Source organism: Paenibacillus amylolyticus, assembly GCF_047302515.1.
Classification (GTDB): Bacteria; Bacillota; Bacilli; order Paenibacillales; family Paenibacillaceae; genus Paenibacillus; species Paenibacillus amylolyticus_G.
Genome location: NZ_CP168019.1, coordinates 3,082,539 through 3,101,617 on the forward strand (window position 1 = coordinate 3,082,539; position 19,079 = coordinate 3,101,617).

A 19,079-nucleotide genomic window follows, 5' to 3' on the forward strand; every position below is an offset into this window, starting at 1 on the left:
ATAGATTTTACCATGCTCTCAACAAAATTTGTATACATAATACAAATTGTTGCGTAATTTGTGCAAAGGAATTTCTAAAACCTGCTCTTCTGTCTTCAGCAGAGCTATTGATTATCATACACCCATGACAAATGTCATGGTCCATCATTGATATTCGTCATTACAGAAGGCTGACGTTTATGACTTACTGTCATGTTCGGATTGTTTTACAATGATAAAAACGCTTCCTACAGGAAAGTCTGCGGGAAACGCCAAGTTGTAGCTGATTACAGTTATAACGATTGAAGGAGGACACAATTTTATGAACAGATCAAAAGAAATGGCCTTAAAAAAAGAAGTTACCCCTTACGAAAAAAATGATCTCAGATTAAGTATCCGTCAGTTAATCAATACATTGCTCCCGCTCTTCTTGTTATGGGCTGCAGCTTACTTTAGCTTATCGGTTTCCTACTGGCTGACCTTTCCGATTGCCTTGGTGGCATCCGGATTTGTACTTCGGACCTTTATTATTTTCCATGACTGCTGTCATGGTTCATTCTTCAAGAGCAAACGTGCCAATGATATTCTCGGTACCATTACTGGTGTATTAACAGTTACACCCTATCAGCAGTGGAAAAACGAGCATTCTATCCATCACGCAACAAGCAGTAATCTTGACAAACGTGGTGTAGGTGATATCTGGGTTATGACGGTTGACGAATACAAAGCAGCTTCTCCTTGGGGTCGTCTCTTCTATCGGATTTATCGTAACCCGTTTGTATTGTTTTGTATCGGACCCATTTACGTGTTTCTGTTGGCTTACCGTTTTAACCGCAAAGGTGCAAGACGTAAAGAACGTATCAATACACACCTGACTACCGTATTGATCGTAGTGCTCTATGCATTCATGTCCTGGTTAGTTGGCTGGCAAGCTTTTGTTATGGTGCAGGCACCTATCTTCTTCTTCTCCGGTTTCTTTGGTATCTGGCTGTTCTACGTTCAACATCAGTTCGAAGAGACGTATTTTGAACATGAAGATGAGTGGAGTTATGTAAAAGCAGCTGTTGAAGGCAGTTCTTATTACAAATTACCAAAATTATTGCAATGGATCAGTGGTAATATCGGGTTTCACCATGTGCATCACTTGAGCCCACGTGTACCTAACTATTTCTTGGAAGAAGCACATAACGCAACACCACCTTTGCAAAAAGCAACTACTATTACATTACGTTCCAGTCTAGTTGCCCTGCGCTTCCGTCTGTGGGATGAAGATTCTAAACAGTTTATTAGCTTCAGACAGCTCAAAAAGCTATCCCGCAAGCCGTATGTTCAACCGCCTATCCGAGTAACCAATCCAGCGGGTCTGACAGAGAAGCCTTAACTCTGTCGGATTCGTTTTCTTGTGTTCAAGCCATAGTCATGCTACAGTCATGCTAAAGTTGAGTACAAGTTTGAGGAGGAGAATTCCATTCAAAAGTGGATGCAAAATTTTTATAAAAAAACAGGGTTGAACCTTTATGTATGGCTCGCCTTTTTCATCCTGCCATTCTATTTTATATCGCAATATTCTAAATTATGGACGATGGTAACCGGCATCATCATTATCCTCGTCTTCTTCGTCTGTTACCTGCTCGCCTTCATCACCAAGGGCTGGCAGGTGTACATGTGGATTGGAATGCTTATTGCCATATCCATTACGATGACGATCGCCTATGATTATGCCTACTTCTCATTGTTTCTTGCTTTCTTTATTGGGAATATTAAAAATAAAGCCGGTTTCTTCACCCTCTACTCGGTGAACCTGGGAGCCAGTTTCGTAACCATTAATTACGGTTTCATTAATCAGAGTTCTCTGTTGGTGAGCCAACTCCCGTTTGTATTCATCAACTTAATGGCCTCCATCCTGCTCCCAATCAGTACGTATAACAAAAACAAAACTGAACATTTGGAAGGCCAATTGGAGAATGCGAACAAGCGACTTGATGATCTCGTAAAAATGGAAGAACGCCAGCGTATCGCTCGCGACCTGCACGATACACTTGGACAGAAGCTCTCTCTGATCGGTCTGAAAACCGATCTGGCGAGACGGCTGCTCCGCAATAATCCCGATCAGGCCGAGATTGAATTGAACGACCTCAGACAAACGGCAAGTACAGCTCTGAAGGAAGTCCGGGAAATGGTCACCACCATGCGTGGTACACAATTGGTCGATGAACTGTTCCGGGCGGAGCAGATTCTGAAGGCCGCTTCGATTGAATTTGTGCTGGAAGGTAATCCGAAGTTACAGGATACGTCACAATTGAATGAAAATGTGCTCGGTATGTGCTTGAAAGAAGCTGTCACGAATGTCGTCAAACACAGTCAGGCAACAACCTGTACTATCATCATTAAAGAAACACTAGCGGATAATGTATTAACCATTCAAGATAACGGTATTGGAATAGAACGAACTCGCAAACAGGATCGGCGCGGAACAGGAATTTTGGGCATGAAGGAACGACTTGAATTTGTGAACGGTTGTCTGGATATTCGCTCTGCGACAGACCTCCCGGGTACAGCGATCATTATTCATGTTCCGAAACTCGTTCGCAAACCGATAAAGGAGGCAGAATCATGATTAGAATTGTAATCGCGGAAGATCAGCGCATGATGCTCGGCGCCTTGTCCTCCCTCCTCAATCTGGAGGAAGATATGGAAGTCGTCGGACGTGCCAGCAACGGCCAGGAAGCCCTCGCCCTTGTCCAGGAGCTTGCACCAGACATCTGTCTGATGGATATAGAAATGCCCGTGAAAAGCGGTCTTGAAGCTGCAGAAGAACTCAAAGGAATGAGCTGTAAGGTCATTATCCTGACCACTTTTGCCCGGACCGGATATTTCGAACGTGCCCTAAAGGGCGGTGTCCGTGGTTACCTGCTCAAAGATAGTCCAATTGAAGAACTTGCCGAGTCGATCCGCCAAGTTATGAATGGCAGACGCATCTTCGCTCCCGACTTGGTAGATGAAGCTTATGTAGAAGAAAACCCCCTGACAGAACGGGAGAATGCCGTACTAGGCCTCATGGCAGATGGGAAAAACACCAAGGAAATCGCCGGGCATCTGTTCATCACAACGGGCACGGTGCGTAACTACATCTCCATTATTCTCAACAAGTTAAATGCCAGTAACCGCATTGAGGCCATCACTCGCTCCAAGGAAAAAGGGTGGTTCAAATGAAAGCACCGCTTTAACCCATTGAAACAAAAATAAGCATGTACCCCGGCTGCATAAGCTGCGATAACATGCTCAAAATAAAAAGCTTGGCCCAGCAATTTCTTCCTGGGCCAAGCTTTTTTTAGGTGTATCGTAACAATCCCACACTCATCTCTTCTACATTACAGAATATCCGTAAAACACTCAAGATTTATTTCACAGATACAACCATACCAAGAGCTTCTAATGGCACTTGATCAGTCTTAAGCTGATGAATTTGGTTACCGTCCTGCCATGAGATCATTACATGAACAGACTTTCCACCACTTGGATATTCAACCTTGATATACCCTTTATCTTTGGGTACAGGCAACGTATGTGACTCCAGGTACTCCACCATTTTCTTCGCTATGCCCGAATTATTCATTTCATCTTCGGATACCGAACGAATTTCCAGCGTCCATCTGCCTTCTTGCCAAGTCAGATATTGACTGCCTGCGGCACCTTCACTCATACCTTTGATGCCATGTCCTAGATCCACAGCCATATCTGCTGGAATATCTTTCAGGTCCGTCTCAGGGAAAATTTCTGGCTGATTCGGGTCCTTATAGGTCTTCACTTCATAGGAAGCCAGTACAGGTATCTTACTGTCGGATGCAGTTAAAGATTGATCATTAATGGCAACAGACTGAGTGGTAGCGTAGAAGTTCACCTTAAATGCATCCGCAGTATTGGACAGTATTGCCGCACCCAAAGATGTACCCTTGTCCAATGTGAATGAAGTGGGTAACGCTGCATCCTTCATCTTCAACTGTTTGCGAACTTGCTTGATCACATCATTCACACCTGATTGACCAGTGGCAACTTGGTTGTCAATTGCCTTCGATCCTGATGTGTCTTCATTATCTGTTGTGCCCGTATTCTCTTTGGTTCCTGTTTCATTTTCATTAGAGAAATCAGCACCACCACTACCGGTCTCGGTCTGCTCACCCACTGTTGTCGTTGGTGAAGAACTATTCTCTGATGATGCTGCATTTGAATCCGGTCCGCCACATCCTGCCAGAGCAAGTAAAACGGCTGTCGTTACTGGAATCGTAATCCATAATGGTTGTTTCTTCATGATGTGTACCTCCTTCGTTGTAGCCAATCTAAAAATTAAAAAGATTAACGCTTGTCGTTCCAGAAGTTAACCGGCTGCACTTTTTTGCTTAATACTTCAAAACGATACCCTTCTGCCTTCAATGTTTTTAACACTTGCGGTAATACTTTCAGCGTCGCTTCCTGGTCGTGCATAAGCACAACAGGCGTTGTTCCGCTCTTTTGCACATTGTGGATCTGCTTCATTACACTGTTATAGACTTTCTGATGATCTTTCTGGTATTTCCAGTCTTCCGAATCCACATTCCAATCCCATAGATGGAATCCACCCTGACCCAGCAGTACATTACGGAATGTCGGTTTGAGATAAGGTTTACTACCATATGGCGTCCGCACGAGACTTGTTTTAACTCCGGCAACCTTGTTCAGACTTACATTGGCCTGTTGCATCTCTTTCAATCCGCTATATGCAGATTTATAGAATTTGCTCGGAACGTGAGTCACACCATGCAGACCCAATCCATGCCCGTCAGCTACGATTCGTTTGGTAGCCTTCTGAAATTTCTCCATCTGAGGACCCAGCATGAAAAACGTTGCCTTCGCATGATACTGATCCAGAATATCCAGTAACTGACCCGTATGAGCGGTTGGCCCATCATCAAACGTCAGGTATATGATTTTGGAATTTGCTTTGCTTGCACCATCCTTGGATGCAGCTGATTTGGCAGATACCGACTGCGACAGTAATAGTGGGATGATCAATAGAATTGCAAGTGTGACCATGATAGATTTACGAATATGTAGCATAATTAAAAGTCTCCCTTATGTGTTATATTTCCCCGGGTGTCCATGTTTTTCTACCTTCATCCCTTGGCGATTAATCCTAATACTATCAAAGATAGTGGCACCTGTTCTCGCTCCAAAAACTACGGTAGAGTTACACTTTTGTCAGATAAACCTAAAATTTAATACGAATTTGATAGATTTGCGCAAAATAAGATCCCGTCAGGATAGATCAATTGTGACATATCCTCTATTACCCACATTCAGAATTTTGATAGACCTTTACTCCAATTCAAGCAAATCAATACAATCATTCAATATCTGTGCATGCAAAAAAACCTGCACAAGTGCAGGCTTCTTTGTCTTCAATCAGCATATGGCATCAAACCATCATCCTTTGCATGGGGATTGCCCCCATTGCTTTCAGGATCATTACCTCATGCTGTATGTAAATGGTGTTTTGACCCTGGAATCTTATCGACTCCCTATGTGCATTTATTCAGCAGGAGCAGTGAACGAACGTTTGCCAAACTCTGCATCCAGCATGTAGAAGGCATTACTGTCTTTTTCAATGCGGCGCAGCTTCTGAATAATGTTGTCAAACAATGCTTCCTCTTCAACTTGCTCATCAATGAACCATTTCAGGAAATACATCGTTGCATGTTCACGTTCATTCAGAGCGATGTCAGCCAGATTGTAGAATTTTTTCGTGTTTTGCTGTTCATGAGCATACCCATGCTCAAATACATCCAGCATCGAAGCATATTCATTCTTCGGTTCTGGCAAAGCCGCAAGTGTGGCACGTTGTCCACGATCATTCAGGAATTTGTATATTTTCATGCCATGGAATCGCTCTTCTTCCGCTTGCACGATGAAGAAGTTCGCAAATCCATCCAGACTTTTGCTGGAACAATAGGCTGCCATAGCCAGATATACATGAGCGGAATAAAACTCAAAGTTCATCTGTTCATTTAAAGATTCTGTTAATGTTTGGCTCATAATCAAAACACCTCTTTCTTTCTCTAGGGATGGTTATATTCTAACATAACGTAAGCAGGACTAACACCGATTTTCTACAAAATTCGCCAATGACTGAACGAACAAAAAAGCTCTGCCGCGATGGCAGAGCTTCTTTCATTCTTTAGAGATATGCAATTATACCAAGAACGCTTTGGAGATGATAACCAACAGGATGAACAGAACCAGAATGGCACCTACAGAAGTGAAACCTCCGTATCCGTAGCCTCTTGTTTCTCCACCTAATACTTCGCTCATTGACCGTACCTCCTCTGCAACAGGTATGGGATATCTTATGCAGGAAGAACGACTTTGACAGGGCGGATGCCCTAATTATTCAGATTGCTGTTTTTTTCGTTCAGTACCGGGGAGATTGCACACGCATGATATCCAGAAAAGGCACCTTCGCTGTGAACTCTTCTTCGGTATACTCTACATGCACGAGTCGTGTACGGGAGTCCATTTTGACGATGACTCCTTGCACCTGATCTTCTTTGCCCCATACAGTCAACAGTACTTCCGAACGTTCCCGAAAGGCTTCAACCAACTGGTTTCCCAACTCTTCAAGTTCAAACTCATCCCGTGTAGGTCTTTTTGCTACTTTTGCTTTTGCCAATGTGGCTGCCTCCTCTACTCCGACGTCCCGATTCCACGGGTTGATTGCCGAGTTCATATTCAATTAGTATACCATTCATTTACGTTCGTGTAATCTCATGGCATCCAGAATGAGCAAATTCCTCAGACAAGTTACTGTTAACCGTGATACCTCCTATTCTTCTCCATACTCCACAATAATGCTGTACTCATTCGATCGAGTTTCGCCAGCCCGTTTTTGTCCATTCCAGTCATATGTGTACCTAGCAATCAATGCTCCTTGCAGCGTCCCCGTCTTCTCAGAAGCTAACTTCGCTACATAGGAGATGTTCTTTTCCGTTCCAGGCTCAATCACGCCCACATGCAGAACCCGTGGTGTGGAATACTCTGGTAAGCTCAATTGGATCTCACCCGTAGCTTGCCCAAGCCATCTGGCACCCTCAGGTAAAATGCACCCAAGTTGTACTCGTGCCGGCAAATTACCCGTATTCCCAACACGTACCTGAAATGTGACGGTACCTCCCTGCTCGACCAATGTGGGTGTCACTTGAACGTAAGCCTGAATTATCGGCGCTTTCAATTCGACCACAGCTTCATTGGATGTAATCATCCGCTGCACTGACCGTGAATCCGGCAATCGAAATGTATACATCAGGCTAGCATGATTCACATACCTGTAGTCATCAGGCATCGATTCATCTCGATCTGGAAGTTTCGCTTCGAACTGAATATTCAGAACCGACCGGGCTGTCAACGTCCCCAGATTAAGCCCTTTAGCCAGATTGGTTCCGGGACGTTTAACCCCATTCCAGCCCAAACTGCCTTCGACAAATGTCATACCTGTGGGCAGTACATCCAGGAGAGTTCCATCCACCGCGTAACTGCTTGCATTCGAGACGGTAATATTATATTGGACGACATCACCTAATGTGGCCGTTACCGGGAGCACACTTTTCACCACAGAGACCTGGGGCTGTATCACTTCCAGGGTAACCTGATTGGAGTAAACCGTCTCCTGCTGTCCTGCCGAAATATACGCCAGTACGGCTACACTTGATATCCCGTTTGCATCGCTTCCCCGCGTAACCTGAACCCGATATTGTATCCTAATTGAGCTTCCGGGCAAAATCTCTCCAAGTTGTATGCCCGTATCAGGCGTTACTTGTGGCGCAAACATTTCATCTACGATGACACTCGCGGGTATAAAAACAATACCTTGTGGCAAAGAAATCGTTACTTGGGCATTCGTGGCTGTAATAAAACCCGGATTGCTCACGATGACGGTGTACATGACAATATCCCCTGAGAAGGTATAGATGTGATCCGCCTGAAAGGAGATCTCCAGCCGGGATGAGACCAGATTGACCTCCACGATATTGGATTGTTCCATACCTGTAACCGTTCTGCCTTCCGGTGTCAAAAACTCATAGTTAACCTGTGCCTGATTCAGCAGCTTCAGTGCCTGAGGTAAACGCAAGATTACAACTTGGAAGTGGTATCGCAACGTGGCTCCGGGCGCGATTTCAGCTGGAGGCAATCCTCTCTCCGGTGATGCTCCCGGTAACGGAATACCATCACGCAATACACTGTTGGGAAGCAGTGCCGTCTCTGCAGATAGCTGATCCAATAGGTAAACTAGGGCCGTAAGATTTCCGGTGTTAACAATTTCAACACGGTAGATAAGAGACTGCCCCAAGGCAGCCTCTGTGACATTGCAGACTTTTCTGACTTCAAGCCTGGGGCCGATCCACGGTGTTACAACCGTATTCGAATAGGATACCTGTTCCAGTTCAGTCGCACCCGAGCTGAATCGAACCAGGGACTGATTCTTTAGCCAATGGGACAACGGACCGGAAGATTGGCTCATATCACCACAACCTCTACTCTGAATGTAACCGTAACGGAAGCACCCGCAGCAATCGAACCAAGCGTGATGCCTGTATTCGGATTCCCTGTTGGTCTTGGCACACCCTCCACCGTAACACTTCCTGGCACAAATACTGTACCGACAGGTACCGGGTCAACCATGACCACATTATTCACCACTTCAATGCCGCTATTCGTTACAACAATCGTATAGGTGATCACATCGCCGACAACGGCATCAACCGCACTGGTGCTTTTGACAACAGTCACATTTGGTGCAGATACCGGGATAACCAGAACATTCGAAGATACGGTCCCCGTCAACAGACGGCCATCGGGTGGGCTAAATGTATAGTTGGCGACCGCCTGGTTAACCAGTTGCTGATCCTGCGGCAACGAATCTACAGTCACTTCGAGGGTAACCGTTACTATAACCGTACCTCCGGACGGTATGGTACCCACAGCGATACCCGTCTCCGGATTGGCACCTGGCTGTGGAACACCATCAATCAGAACACTGTTGGGAAGCAGTACGGCTCCATTCGGTATATTGTCCGTTAATGTCAAAATTGCATCAAGATTCCCGCTATTGTTAATGGCAAAAGAATAGGTGATGGTGTCACCAATCGTTGCATTGGAAGTGCTCCCCGTTTTGGTTACGGCAATAATCGGCTGATAGATTGGTGTTACAACCGTATTGGAATACGCTGCTCCCGAGAAGACACCCGATGTGAAACTTACGGAAGACTGACTGCTCACTTGTGGTGGTGTTGGAAGCGTATTGACCCGCACTGCATACGATACCGCTATCGATGCTCCAGGCGCCAAACTACCAAGGGCTATGCCCAGCGCAGGGTTGGCCAAGGCACGTGGGGCGCCGTCCACCAGAACACTGCCTGTAACAAATGTGGTGGCTGGGTTAATCGGATCGGTGATCACAATGTTGTTTACCGGGTCAATTCCTTCATTGGTCACAACCATCTCGTATACAATCGTATCGCCCACCACAGCATCAATCACCGGAGTGGTCTTCACAACGCTGACATTCGGAGCAGATACTTGAATGTTGAGTGCGTTGGACGTAATCGTGCCTCCAAGTGTTCTTCCATCAGGCAATGTATACGAAAATGTAGCAGAAGCCTGATTGGTGATGGACTGGCTCAAAGGTAACGTCACAATCACAACGGAGAAGGTAACTAGAGTTGTTGTGGAAACGACACCAAGCGGAATACCCGAAGCTGGATCTGCACCTGGTGCAGAAGCCCCGTTAATAATAACGCTATTTGGAACAAGCTCCGTTCCTGCCGGAATGGTATCCGTTAACGTGACAGATGCGCCATAGTTCCCAGTATTGGAAATGGCGATGCTGTACACAACGGTATCCCCTACCGTTGCTATCGTCTGATCTCCCGTTTTCACTGCAGCCAGAATAGGTTGAAAGACCGGAGTTGTAACTGTATTGGAGAATGTGGTCGCTGAGAAAGCCCCTGATGTAAAGCTGACCGTGGACTGATTGTTTAACACTGCACTTGCCGGGAGCGCCGTAACCTGCACACTAAATACAACGGTTACCGTAACGCCAGGTGCGATGGAACCAAGTGTTACTCCCGTAGAAGGATTGGCACCAGGGCGCAGAACACCATCTACAAACACGCCGGTTGGCGCAAGAACGGTACTTGTGGGCACTGCATCCGTGAAAACCACATTGTTGACCGTTGCAATTCCGTTATTGGTTACAGCGATGCTATACGTTACGATATCACCAACAGATACCGCCGTTGAAGTTGTGGATTTGACGACATCGACATCCGGTGCCGATACGGTAATGGTCAACACATTGGATAGAACAGACTCCGTGATGTTTCGCCCATCCGGCAATGTATATGATAGAGCTACCGAAGCCTGATTCACCAGTTGTTGCGGACTTGGCAGCGTATCAACAACCACTGAAAAGGTAATGGTGGTCGTAGCTCCGGGAGCCACATTGCCTGCGGGTATGCCCGTTGCTGGATTTCCTGCTGGCAGCGGTTGGCCGTTCACAATAACGCTATTTGGAACAAGGATGGTTCCGGCTGGAAGGTTATCTGTCAGGTTAATCTGGGCTCCATAGTTTCCCTGATTGCTCACGGTTATCGTGTAGCTGACCGTATCCCCAACAGTAGCATTTTGTGTACTGGCTGTTTTTTGTGCTGAAAGAATAGGCTGATACACCGGAGTGACCACGGTATTGGAAAAGGTTGTACTTGAGAATGTACCTGAGGTGAAACTGACCGTAGAGCGATTGCTCAACTGATCACTTGGCGGGATCGCGTCGACACGGATACTGAATGTGACCGTCGCGGACGTTCCGGGCCCCAATGTACCAAGGGGTACCCCACCTGCCGGATTGGCTCCGGGTTGCGCAACCCCATTCACTGTGACACTCCCTGTAACGAAGGAGGCTCCAGCTGGAATCGGGTCCGAAAACTGAATATTGTTCACCGGTGCAATTCCGCTGTTGGTCACCAGAATGGAATAGGTCACCGTATCGCCTACCGTAGCCGCAGTGGAAGCTGTACTTTTGACAACAGCGACGTTTGGTGACGAGACCGGGAACGTGAGTGTATTCGATGTGGCTGAGCCAGTCAACGTCCGCCCATCTGGAGGTGTAAATGTAAAGGATGATGTAGCAAAATTGCTAAGCTGCTGTGGAGATGGAAGTGAATCCACAACAACGGCAAACGTGACAACAGCCGTCGCCCCCGCGGCTACAATGCCTACCGGAATGCCTGCTGCTGGCGTCGCTCCAGGTTGTGGTACACCAGATACCACAACACTGTTGGCTACTAAAGTAGTCGCAGCAGGAATGGTATCGGTCAAGGTAACATTTGCCTCCAGATTGCCTGTGTTGCTGACCGTTACCGTGTATACAACCGTATCACCTACGGTCGCATTTACGGTATTTGCCGTTTTGACAAGTGAAATCTGCGGTTGTATGACCGGAGTCTGAGTGGTATTGGACGATGATGACCCTGAAAATGAACCGGATGTGAAGCTGACCGTCGACTGATTGTTAATCTGCGAAGGAATCGGCATGGTAATCGTCACCTCAAAAGTTACGGTAACCTCGGCTCCTGGAGCCAACGTACCGATTGGAATGCCGGCGGTCGGATTGGAGAGCGGGAACGAAGTCCCGTTCACAATGACACTTCCGGGTACAAATGGGGTATTCGAAGGAAGAGGATTGACATATACCACATTATTAACGGCTACTGTGCCGTTATTACGAATAACAGATGTGTATCGAATGACATCCCCGACTACGCCGTACTCTACATTGTCACTGTTGACAATCGTAACATTGGGGAGAGACACTGGAATAGTGATGGTGTTTGATGACGAGAAACCGGCAACCGTTCTCCCACTTGGAAGCGTGTAGGCAAACGAAGCAACCGCCTGATTAATTACCTGTCTTGCATCTGGCAAACTGGTAACTGTCGCAACAAACGTGACCGTTGCACTGGAGGCAACGGCAATCTCTCCTAGACTGATTCCCGTCTCCGGGCTGACCCCAGGTGTAGGTACGCCATTAATAATGACACTATTCGTACTGAATACTGCTCCTGCTGGGATGGGATCTGTCAAAGTAACCGTTGCGGCAATATTTCCTGTATTGTTAATCTGGATGGTGTAATTAAAGGAATCGCCTACCGTCAAGCTCGTTGTACTTGCTGATTTCACCACTTGCATAACGGGCAGGAATACGGGTGTATTTACGGTTATAGAAGAAGAAACACCATTAAAACTGCCTGATGTAAATGCTGCATTGGCCTGGTTACTAACCAAACCCGTAGATGGAACGGAATTCACTCGGGTCTGATAGGTCACAGTTACACTGCTTGAGCTATTCAATGTACCCACTGCGATTCCCGCAACGGGGCTTGCGCTGGGAACAGCAGATCCATTAATCGTGACACTACCCGGGACAAATTCAGCGCCGGATGGTGCATCCGAAATCACCAGATTTTGTACTGCACTAATTCCTGCGTTTGTTGCAACAACGGTATACGTAAGCACATCTCCAACTGTCGCATCCGGTGTGTTTACTGTTTTACTAAGAGAAATATTGGGAGCCGATGCAGATATACGAACGATATTGGATGAGCTGCTGCCTGAGAGATTCCTTCCACTTGGAAGCTGGTACGTATAACTTGCTGTCCCTTGATTCTCCAGTGTCGGGGGAGTCGGAAGTGTGGTGAGTGTAGCGCGAAACACCACCGTAGCCGTAACTCCCGGTAGGAGGCTGCCCAGTGTTATTCCGGTTAATGGGCTGGTTCCAGGACGTGCAGTACCATTCACAGTTACCGAATTCGGGACAAACGTCAGCCCCGCTGGAATCGTATCCGTCACATTCACTTGAGTCGTTATATTCCCACTGTTCGTGACCACAAGTGTGTATGCAATCTGATCCCCCAGTGACGCATTGGTTTGGCTTGCCGACTTGTTGATACCGACAACAGCTTGGTATACAGGGGTTGTAATGGAATTGGAGTTGGAAATACCCGTGAACGCACCAGAACTATAGGACACTACCGCTCGATTGACTAACGAACCTGAAGCAGGCAAAGACTGCACATTCACCTGAAACGTCACCGTTGCAGAACTTCCGGCCGCCAATGTCCCAATAGAGATACCACTGCTCGGATTCGCAGACGGTACGACAGTTCCCCTTACGGTTGCACTGCCGGGAACAAAAGTTATTCCAGCAGGGAGCGCATCTGTAAGTACCACATTGTTAATCACCTGAATACCGCTGTTGGTAGTAACTACGGTGTACGTGAAGGTCTCCCCGACAGCAACATCTGTGACTGATGCTGATTTTACCGTGGTCACATTGGGCAATGTTACCGGGATTGTTAAGGTATTCGAGGCGATGTTTCCCGTTATCGTCCGACCATCAGGTGAATTGAAGGAATAAGAAGCTGTCGCCTGATCCACAAGAGTCGGCGGTGTCGGCAAGCTTGTTACAAGTACCTGAAAAGTCACGGTATTGGCACTTCCTGCCGCGAGGCTCCCCAGATTAACGCCGGTAACCGGATTGGCGCCAGCAATCACATTTCCATTCAGACGAAAGCTGCCTGCTACATATGAGCTACCACTTGGAATGTTATCCCTCAATGTAACGTTGGCAGCAACATTCCCTCCGTTGTTCACTTGCAGTGTATAGGTTACCAGGTCACCCACCGTGGCATTGGTGGTACTCGCCGATTTCACAATGGACAGGTTTGGCGAATAAACCGTAAGGGTGGAGTTGTTGGACGGAATAACTCCGGTAATGACCGGCCCCCCTGCTACACTTTGAAATGTAAAGGCTGCATTGGCCGAATTCACCAGTTGCAGGATGCTTGCATCCTGACCGATGAGTGCTCGATAGGTTACAACAACACTGCTGGATAAAGTTAACGAACCCAGCGGAATGCCTGCCGTCACATCAAGTGTTGGACGGGATACACCTGCAACCGTGACACTCCCTGGAATAAAAGTAAGACCTGCAGGAAGTGAATCGGATAAAACAACACTGGCCGCACTCGCAGTGCCTGCATTGGTAACGGTAACCGAATATAGAATACTATCTCCGGCAACTGCACCGGCGGCGACCGTTGCCTTAGCCAATGTGATCTTGGGTGCATTAATATCAACTTGAATTGCATTGGCGTTGACAATGTAGGCATCCCCCGAGGTGGTTAATGTCAACACCGCAGATGACTGGTTATTGATCAGTCTTGCTGAAACATCCACATTGGTAATATCCCAGCCTTGACGTCCACCGATAATATTTGTACCTGGAGCTCCGTTGATCTGATTTCGTGTCCCAAACGTTCCTGTTGTATTAAGCGCTCCGGTATCTCCGTTAATCTGAGAAGCAAAAAAATTCGCAGCTAGATTATTGGGCCCGGACAAAGCAACCGATGTAGCTGAAGTTGGCCCGAATAATGCCTGGTCACCGGTCCGGTTCGCGTCGCCCTCCTGCGCACTGAACAGTATTCTTCCTCCCAACACACCGGAAAGGGGCGTTGCAAATCCAGTCAGTGTGGTAACGACAGGTGGTGAAGTGGATTGAACGAGTACGCCCCCTGCACGCAAAGACATGTTGCGAAAAGGCAGATTGGGATTCTGATAAATGACTCCAAGTGTCCACCCCGCATGATTGGCCGTGGAATCATTTGTAATAACAATAGTCCCTACCACTGCTCCGGTGATATATGTACCTGCTCCCCCATTTTGTACAAGTGTGGTCACATTGGCGGAACGTACATAGCCAGCAGCACCGCCCCCCAGATCAAATTGATTGTAGGTAAGTGGATCAGGGGTTACACTGGAAGTCCCTGCTGGAGTAATAAACGTAACCGGATTGTTGATGGCAGCACTCAGATTGACTGTACCATTGATGTAACTGCCGCCCCAGATCAATTCTGCATACAGAACAGTACTTCCAGCAGGTAGTGTAAGAATGGCTGCTGAACTGTTGCTCTGATACAGGCTTGTCGTTCCCAGTGGATAGGTGCCGTACTGGAGGCTGGTGTTGGTTGTGATAAAACCTCCAATACTGTCCTGTGTTCCGGGTACTCCCGCTGTTTCCGAACGACTCAGTCCAAGCGTATTTCCTGTAAATGTAATTGCTCCCGTAGCATTAACGGTTGAACGAACGACAAGAGGAATGAAGATCACCTCCCCTTCATCAATGATTTCCTACATATGGAACGGAGCCATGTATATAGTCTATGAGTGTATCGTTGAGTTTTGTTTGTCCTCCATAAAAAGTTTGTGACACCTCGAAACTTCTGTCAGTCTTGTTCTCACATAACAGTTAAATACATTTGCGTTTTGTTCATTGTGATTTATAATTATCATATACGAGAGTAATTCTGTCGTACCATTATGATGCAGTCAGCGGTGATATATGAAAGGTTTCCATACGCACAATAGCCACATTCCAACAGAGTACGAGTTCAAACATTCCAAATGGATTCAAAAAATGCTCCATGCCTACTGGGTTGTTATCATTGCACATTTCGCCATTCAGATTGGCTGTTTCCTGTTTCTGGAGTATGATCGCACACCTATAGATTTCTTGATGAATGTCCTGTTCTGGCCAACGGCCGTCAGCAGTTCATGCATTTTGTTTGCAAGTTGGGTTGATCGGCGCTTCAGTTCATATTCCTTTTACACCATGTCTATAGCCAGCACGGTTATCGCCTGGACGATTATTCATGTCAATTATGACATTCGGATTATATTAGCAATCTGTCTGTTGCCCATCTTTGCTTCGGTGCTGTTCTTCAGTAAAAAAAGAGTCTGGATTGTCTTTCTGATGCAGATGACTGGTTACTTTCTGGTTTTGTTCGATCCGGCCTACCGGTTGTACCTGTCTTCATTTGACATGGTATCCATTCCTGCTTTTCTAATCCTAGGTACATATGTAGCACAGGTTATCGTAACCAGCGGCGTTGAGGTGCTCGATGATCTTCAGGCAAGCATGCTTGCCAAGCAGGACCTTATTGTGCGAAATGCCATTATGACCAAACAGTCCAAAACAGACGGTTTAACCAACCTTTATAATCAAAGCTCATTCAAGGATTATTATGAAAAAGCATTTGAGTATGCCAACAGTGGCATGAGTCTGCATCTGGCCCTGATCGATATTGATGACTTCAAATCCATTAATGATACGTATGGTCATCGGGTTGGAGACATCATTCTGGAGAAAGTGTCCCTGATCATTCAGGAAACCATTACCTCAAGTGATATTGCAGCACGGTACGGGGGCGAAGAGTTCGCCTTATTGATGTTTGAGCAATCTTTCAAGCAGGCCTATGCCTTGGTGGAACAGATTCGTCAGAAGATTGCCCTGATGGGCCACCTGGAACTTGAAGGAGCTACCATCACCGTGAGTATCGGTCTCAAAAGCTATAGCCCTAATCTAACCAAAGACAAATTGTTCGAGGAAGTGGATGCCTGTCTGTATGCCGCGAAACGAACAGGTAAAAATAAAACCGTAACATCACTTGATCTGACTTCATCCTTGGCAGAGAAAATATAAATAAAAAAAGTTGTGCTGTACACCGGAATTCCGGTTTGTACAACACAACTTTTTTTGGGTCTGAATACGATCAGCACGCCGATCTTCTTCATACGTCTATGTTTTCATTCCGCCCATTCCCAGCGATGGCGATTTTGCTCCAGCATCGGATGCAGGTATTCGGACGATCCGTCAATGATGAGACGCAGCTCTTTGATCCAATCCTTGAAGGAATCAAATGAAGCAAACAGATTCGCCATCTCTATCGTCAAATACAGAAAGTGAGGGGCTGGATATTCCGCAGTGATATGGCGCAGCGCGCTATCCACAGGTGTATATTTCTTTCTCTTGCCCTCAAGCCCCTCCACACGTATACGTGAAGTTGGATGTTCCCGCCGCCAATCATGCAGGCGGTCTTCTCTTTTGTAATATGCCTGTATCGAATCCTTGCTCATTCGTTTAAACGTGCTCTCGTGTAAAGGATACAGCACAAGCTGTATGAATGAACGGGTATCTACCGTTGCAGCGGCGCGCTCGAGTTGCTCATCAGTCACATGTTCAAACGAGTCATAAAAAGTCAGTGTGCCTTTTCGGCTGGCCGCAGGTGGCTCATAACCATAAGGTACAGATGTATATTTTCCAGACATTTCACCCCTCCTTGTTTATACGCACATTCGCACAAAGGTGATTGGGATAACCCAGCTAATGTTATTATACGCTAACGATCTTGCTTCAACTCGGAATAAAATGTCATTCTGTTCTTGCCTGCACGTTTGGACTCATACAAAGCTTCGTCCGCCATCCGAATAATCTCACTTGGGTTGTCGCTGTTGGTTGGATATTCAGCACCTCCGATACTACATCCAATTCGAATGCGCTCGTATTCAATAATAAACGGCTTGTTCAGACTTTGAATGATGGCTTCTGCATAAGCCATGGCTTCTTCCCTCGGATGACTTCCAACAGACTGAAGTACAATCAGGAATTCATCTCCGCCCAATCGGACTGTTATCCCCTTCACCTGAACAAGAGCAGACAGTCGCTGGGCCACTTTCTGTAACAACACATCTCCAGTCTGATGTCCAAGTGTATCGTTGACCCGTTTGAATCCATCGAGATCCAGATAGAGAAAAGTCAGCGTGTGATTTTCACTTTCGGTCTCCAGAGACTCCTCCAGATACACTTCTAGGGCAGTGCGATTCGGCAGTCTAGTCAACTGATCAAAATGCGCCAGATTCTGCATCACGACCAGCTCTGAGTTTTTATTCATAAGAGAGGTCAGCATATCCCGAAGTGAACGGGACAACACTTCAATCTCCTTAATCCCCTTAATCGCAGGAATCTCAAGCTCTTCCCCTGCACGCAGTCGATTGGCTACTCTGGTAAGACGCACAAGTGGGGCAGAGATCAGACGTGAGACAACCCAGCCAATCAGTGCAAACAGCACGGTAACGGCGAGTCCAGACCACACATTAAACCACATCAGGTCAAACACAGAAGCAAAAGCAGATGACTTGACTTGACGAATGACTACAGTCCAGCCTAATCCGGGATAATCCAGATGGCCCTGGCTGTAGGCAAACCCTGTCACATATTCATTACCATCAGGCCACTTTTCAATGGACCAACTGCTTTTGTTGAGCTGGGCCTCTTCGATGCCAGGCAATACCAACGGTTTACCGACCCATTCCTTCGGCCCGAGCAGCACTGTATGTTCCTTTTTGCTCACGATAAAAAACTCAATGTCCTTTTCTTCCCTTTTTAATGGGGCAAGTACGGATTCCTCGACTTCCTTCGCCCATTCCCAGCTTAAATGTGCAGCGAGCACACCTTGAATCATTCCTTTGCTATCCTTCAGCGGAAAACTGATATCGACAAATTGCAACGGCTCTCCCGTTGGATTTGGAAGCAGCTTGGCAAGAAGTACTGCATTATGCACATCTCCAATGAATTTACCCTTGATTCCCTCCTGATACACAGGTCGCTCTGATAAATTTTCCCCAAGCAAGATACCATCCGTAGCAGCTAACACTTTTCCCTTCGGGTCCATGAATCCAACCCATGAGAATGAGGGAAAGCTATCTTGTAACTGATCCAGCAGCATCTGAATCTCATCAGGTTGGAATTCATCTTCCAACGAAGCCATTTGGCCCAGCAGGTCCAGTTCACCCGCGCGAGCCGACATGAATCGATCCAGCTTGTCCGAAGCCTGTGAGGCCGTGCCTGTAAGCGAGTGACCAATCTCAGTCTCTACAGCAACAAATGACTTTTGGCTAAAAATAGACCCAATCGTCAGGGTAACCAGCAAGGATAACACAGCAAAGATGACTGTAAGCACAGTGCTAATTTTGAATGACATTACTTCCTCCATTACACGGTGAAACCATCTTGCTTCTCAACATAACTATGCTGTAAAGAGTACACGGAATGTCACCTATTCGTTTTCATATTTATCGGAACTTGTGTGTTTTTTTATTATACATGCCCATACAAT

General features: G+C 46.6%; 13 protein-coding genes. 4 read left to right on the forward strand and 9 right to left on the reverse strand.

Annotated elements, in window-relative coordinates:
• Positions 1-301: 301 nt before the first annotated feature.
• The 3 genes from ACDJ59_RS13000 to ACDJ59_RS13010 all read left to right on the forward strand — a co-directional run bounded on the left by ACDJ59_RS13000 (position 302) and on the right by ACDJ59_RS13010 (position 3,192).
• On the forward strand, positions 302-1,360 hold the full coding sequence (locus ACDJ59_RS13000) for a fatty acid desaturase (protein ID WP_076249560.1): 1,059 nt from the start codon (positions 302-304) through the stop codon (positions 1,358-1,360).
• An 87-nt stretch (positions 1,361-1,447) separates the two neighbouring features.
• A complete protein-coding gene (locus tag ACDJ59_RS13005) occupies positions 1,448-2,596 on the forward strand; it encodes a sensor histidine kinase (RefSeq protein WP_413409802.1) in 1,149 nt (382 codons plus the stop codon).
• Entirely contained in the window at positions 2,593-3,192 is a 600-nt protein-coding gene (locus tag ACDJ59_RS13010) for a response regulator transcription factor (protein ID WP_036608692.1), read from the forward strand. The genes ACDJ59_RS13005 and ACDJ59_RS13010 overlap by 4 nt, the downstream gene beginning before the upstream one ends.
• Before the next feature lie 187 nt (positions 3,193-3,379).
• On the opposite strand, the gene ACDJ59_RS13015 is transcribed toward ACDJ59_RS13010, so the two are convergent.
• The 7 genes from ACDJ59_RS13015 to ACDJ59_RS13045 all read right to left on the reverse strand — a co-directional run bounded on the left by ACDJ59_RS13015 (position 3,380) and on the right by ACDJ59_RS13045 (position 15,234).
• Entirely contained in the window at positions 3,380-4,288 is a 909-nt protein-coding gene (locus ACDJ59_RS13015) for a hypothetical protein (protein ID WP_413409312.1), read from the reverse strand.
• Between the two features lie 44 nt (positions 4,289-4,332).
• Positions 4,333-5,073, reverse strand: a complete 741-nt coding sequence (locus ACDJ59_RS13020; protein ID WP_413409313.1) for a polysaccharide deacetylase family protein — start codon at positions 5,071-5,073, stop codon at positions 4,333-4,335.
• 471 nt (positions 5,074-5,544) lie between these two features.
• On the reverse strand, positions 5,545-6,048 hold the full coding sequence (locus ACDJ59_RS13025) for a ferritin (RefSeq protein WP_076217026.1): 504 nt from the start codon (positions 6,046-6,048) through the stop codon (positions 5,545-5,547).
• Between the two features lie 156 nt (positions 6,049-6,204).
• Entirely contained in the window at positions 6,205-6,324 is a 120-nt protein-coding gene (locus ACDJ59_RS13030) for a hypothetical protein (protein ID WP_017688846.1), read from the reverse strand.
• Between the two features lie 100 nt (positions 6,325-6,424).
• Complete coding sequence (locus ACDJ59_RS13035; protein WP_036608707.1) at positions 6,425-6,682, reverse strand: YolD-like family protein; 258 nt, start codon at positions 6,680-6,682, stop codon at positions 6,425-6,427.
• A 153-nt stretch (positions 6,683-6,835) separates the two neighbouring features.
• Positions 6,836-8,527 carry a hypothetical protein gene (locus ACDJ59_RS13040; RefSeq protein ID WP_413409316.1) on the reverse strand — a complete coding sequence of 564 codons (1,692 nt, stop codon included), beginning with the start codon at positions 8,525-8,527 and terminating at the stop codon, positions 6,836-6,838.
• The gene (locus tag ACDJ59_RS13045; RefSeq protein ID WP_413409317.1) at positions 8,524-15,234 is read right to left on the reverse strand and encodes a hypothetical protein; all 6,711 of its coding nucleotides are present in this window, start codon (positions 15,232-15,234) and stop codon (positions 8,524-8,526) included. The genes ACDJ59_RS13040 and ACDJ59_RS13045 overlap by 4 nt, the downstream gene beginning before the upstream one ends.
• Positions 15,235-15,466: 232 nt before the next feature.
• Between ACDJ59_RS13045 and ACDJ59_RS13050 the strand changes: the two genes are divergently transcribed.
• A complete protein-coding gene (locus ACDJ59_RS13050; protein ID WP_413409318.1) occupies positions 15,467-16,606 on the forward strand; it encodes a GGDEF domain-containing protein in 1,140 nt (379 codons plus the stop codon).
• A 104-nt stretch (positions 16,607-16,710) separates the two neighbouring features.
• On the opposite strand, the gene ACDJ59_RS13055 is transcribed toward ACDJ59_RS13050, so the two are convergent.
• Together ACDJ59_RS13055 and ACDJ59_RS13060 are read right to left on the reverse strand one after the other, a co-directional pair.
• A complete protein-coding gene (locus ACDJ59_RS13055; protein ID WP_413409320.1) occupies positions 16,711-17,232 on the reverse strand; it encodes a hypothetical protein in 522 nt (173 codons plus the stop codon).
• A 71-nt stretch (positions 17,233-17,303) separates the two neighbouring features.
• Positions 17,304-18,944 carry a diguanylate cyclase domain-containing protein gene (locus tag ACDJ59_RS13060; RefSeq protein ID WP_413409322.1) on the reverse strand — a complete coding sequence of 547 codons (1,641 nt, stop codon included), beginning with the start codon at positions 18,942-18,944 and terminating at the stop codon, positions 17,304-17,306.
• Between the last annotated feature and the right edge of the window lie 135 nt (positions 18,945-19,079).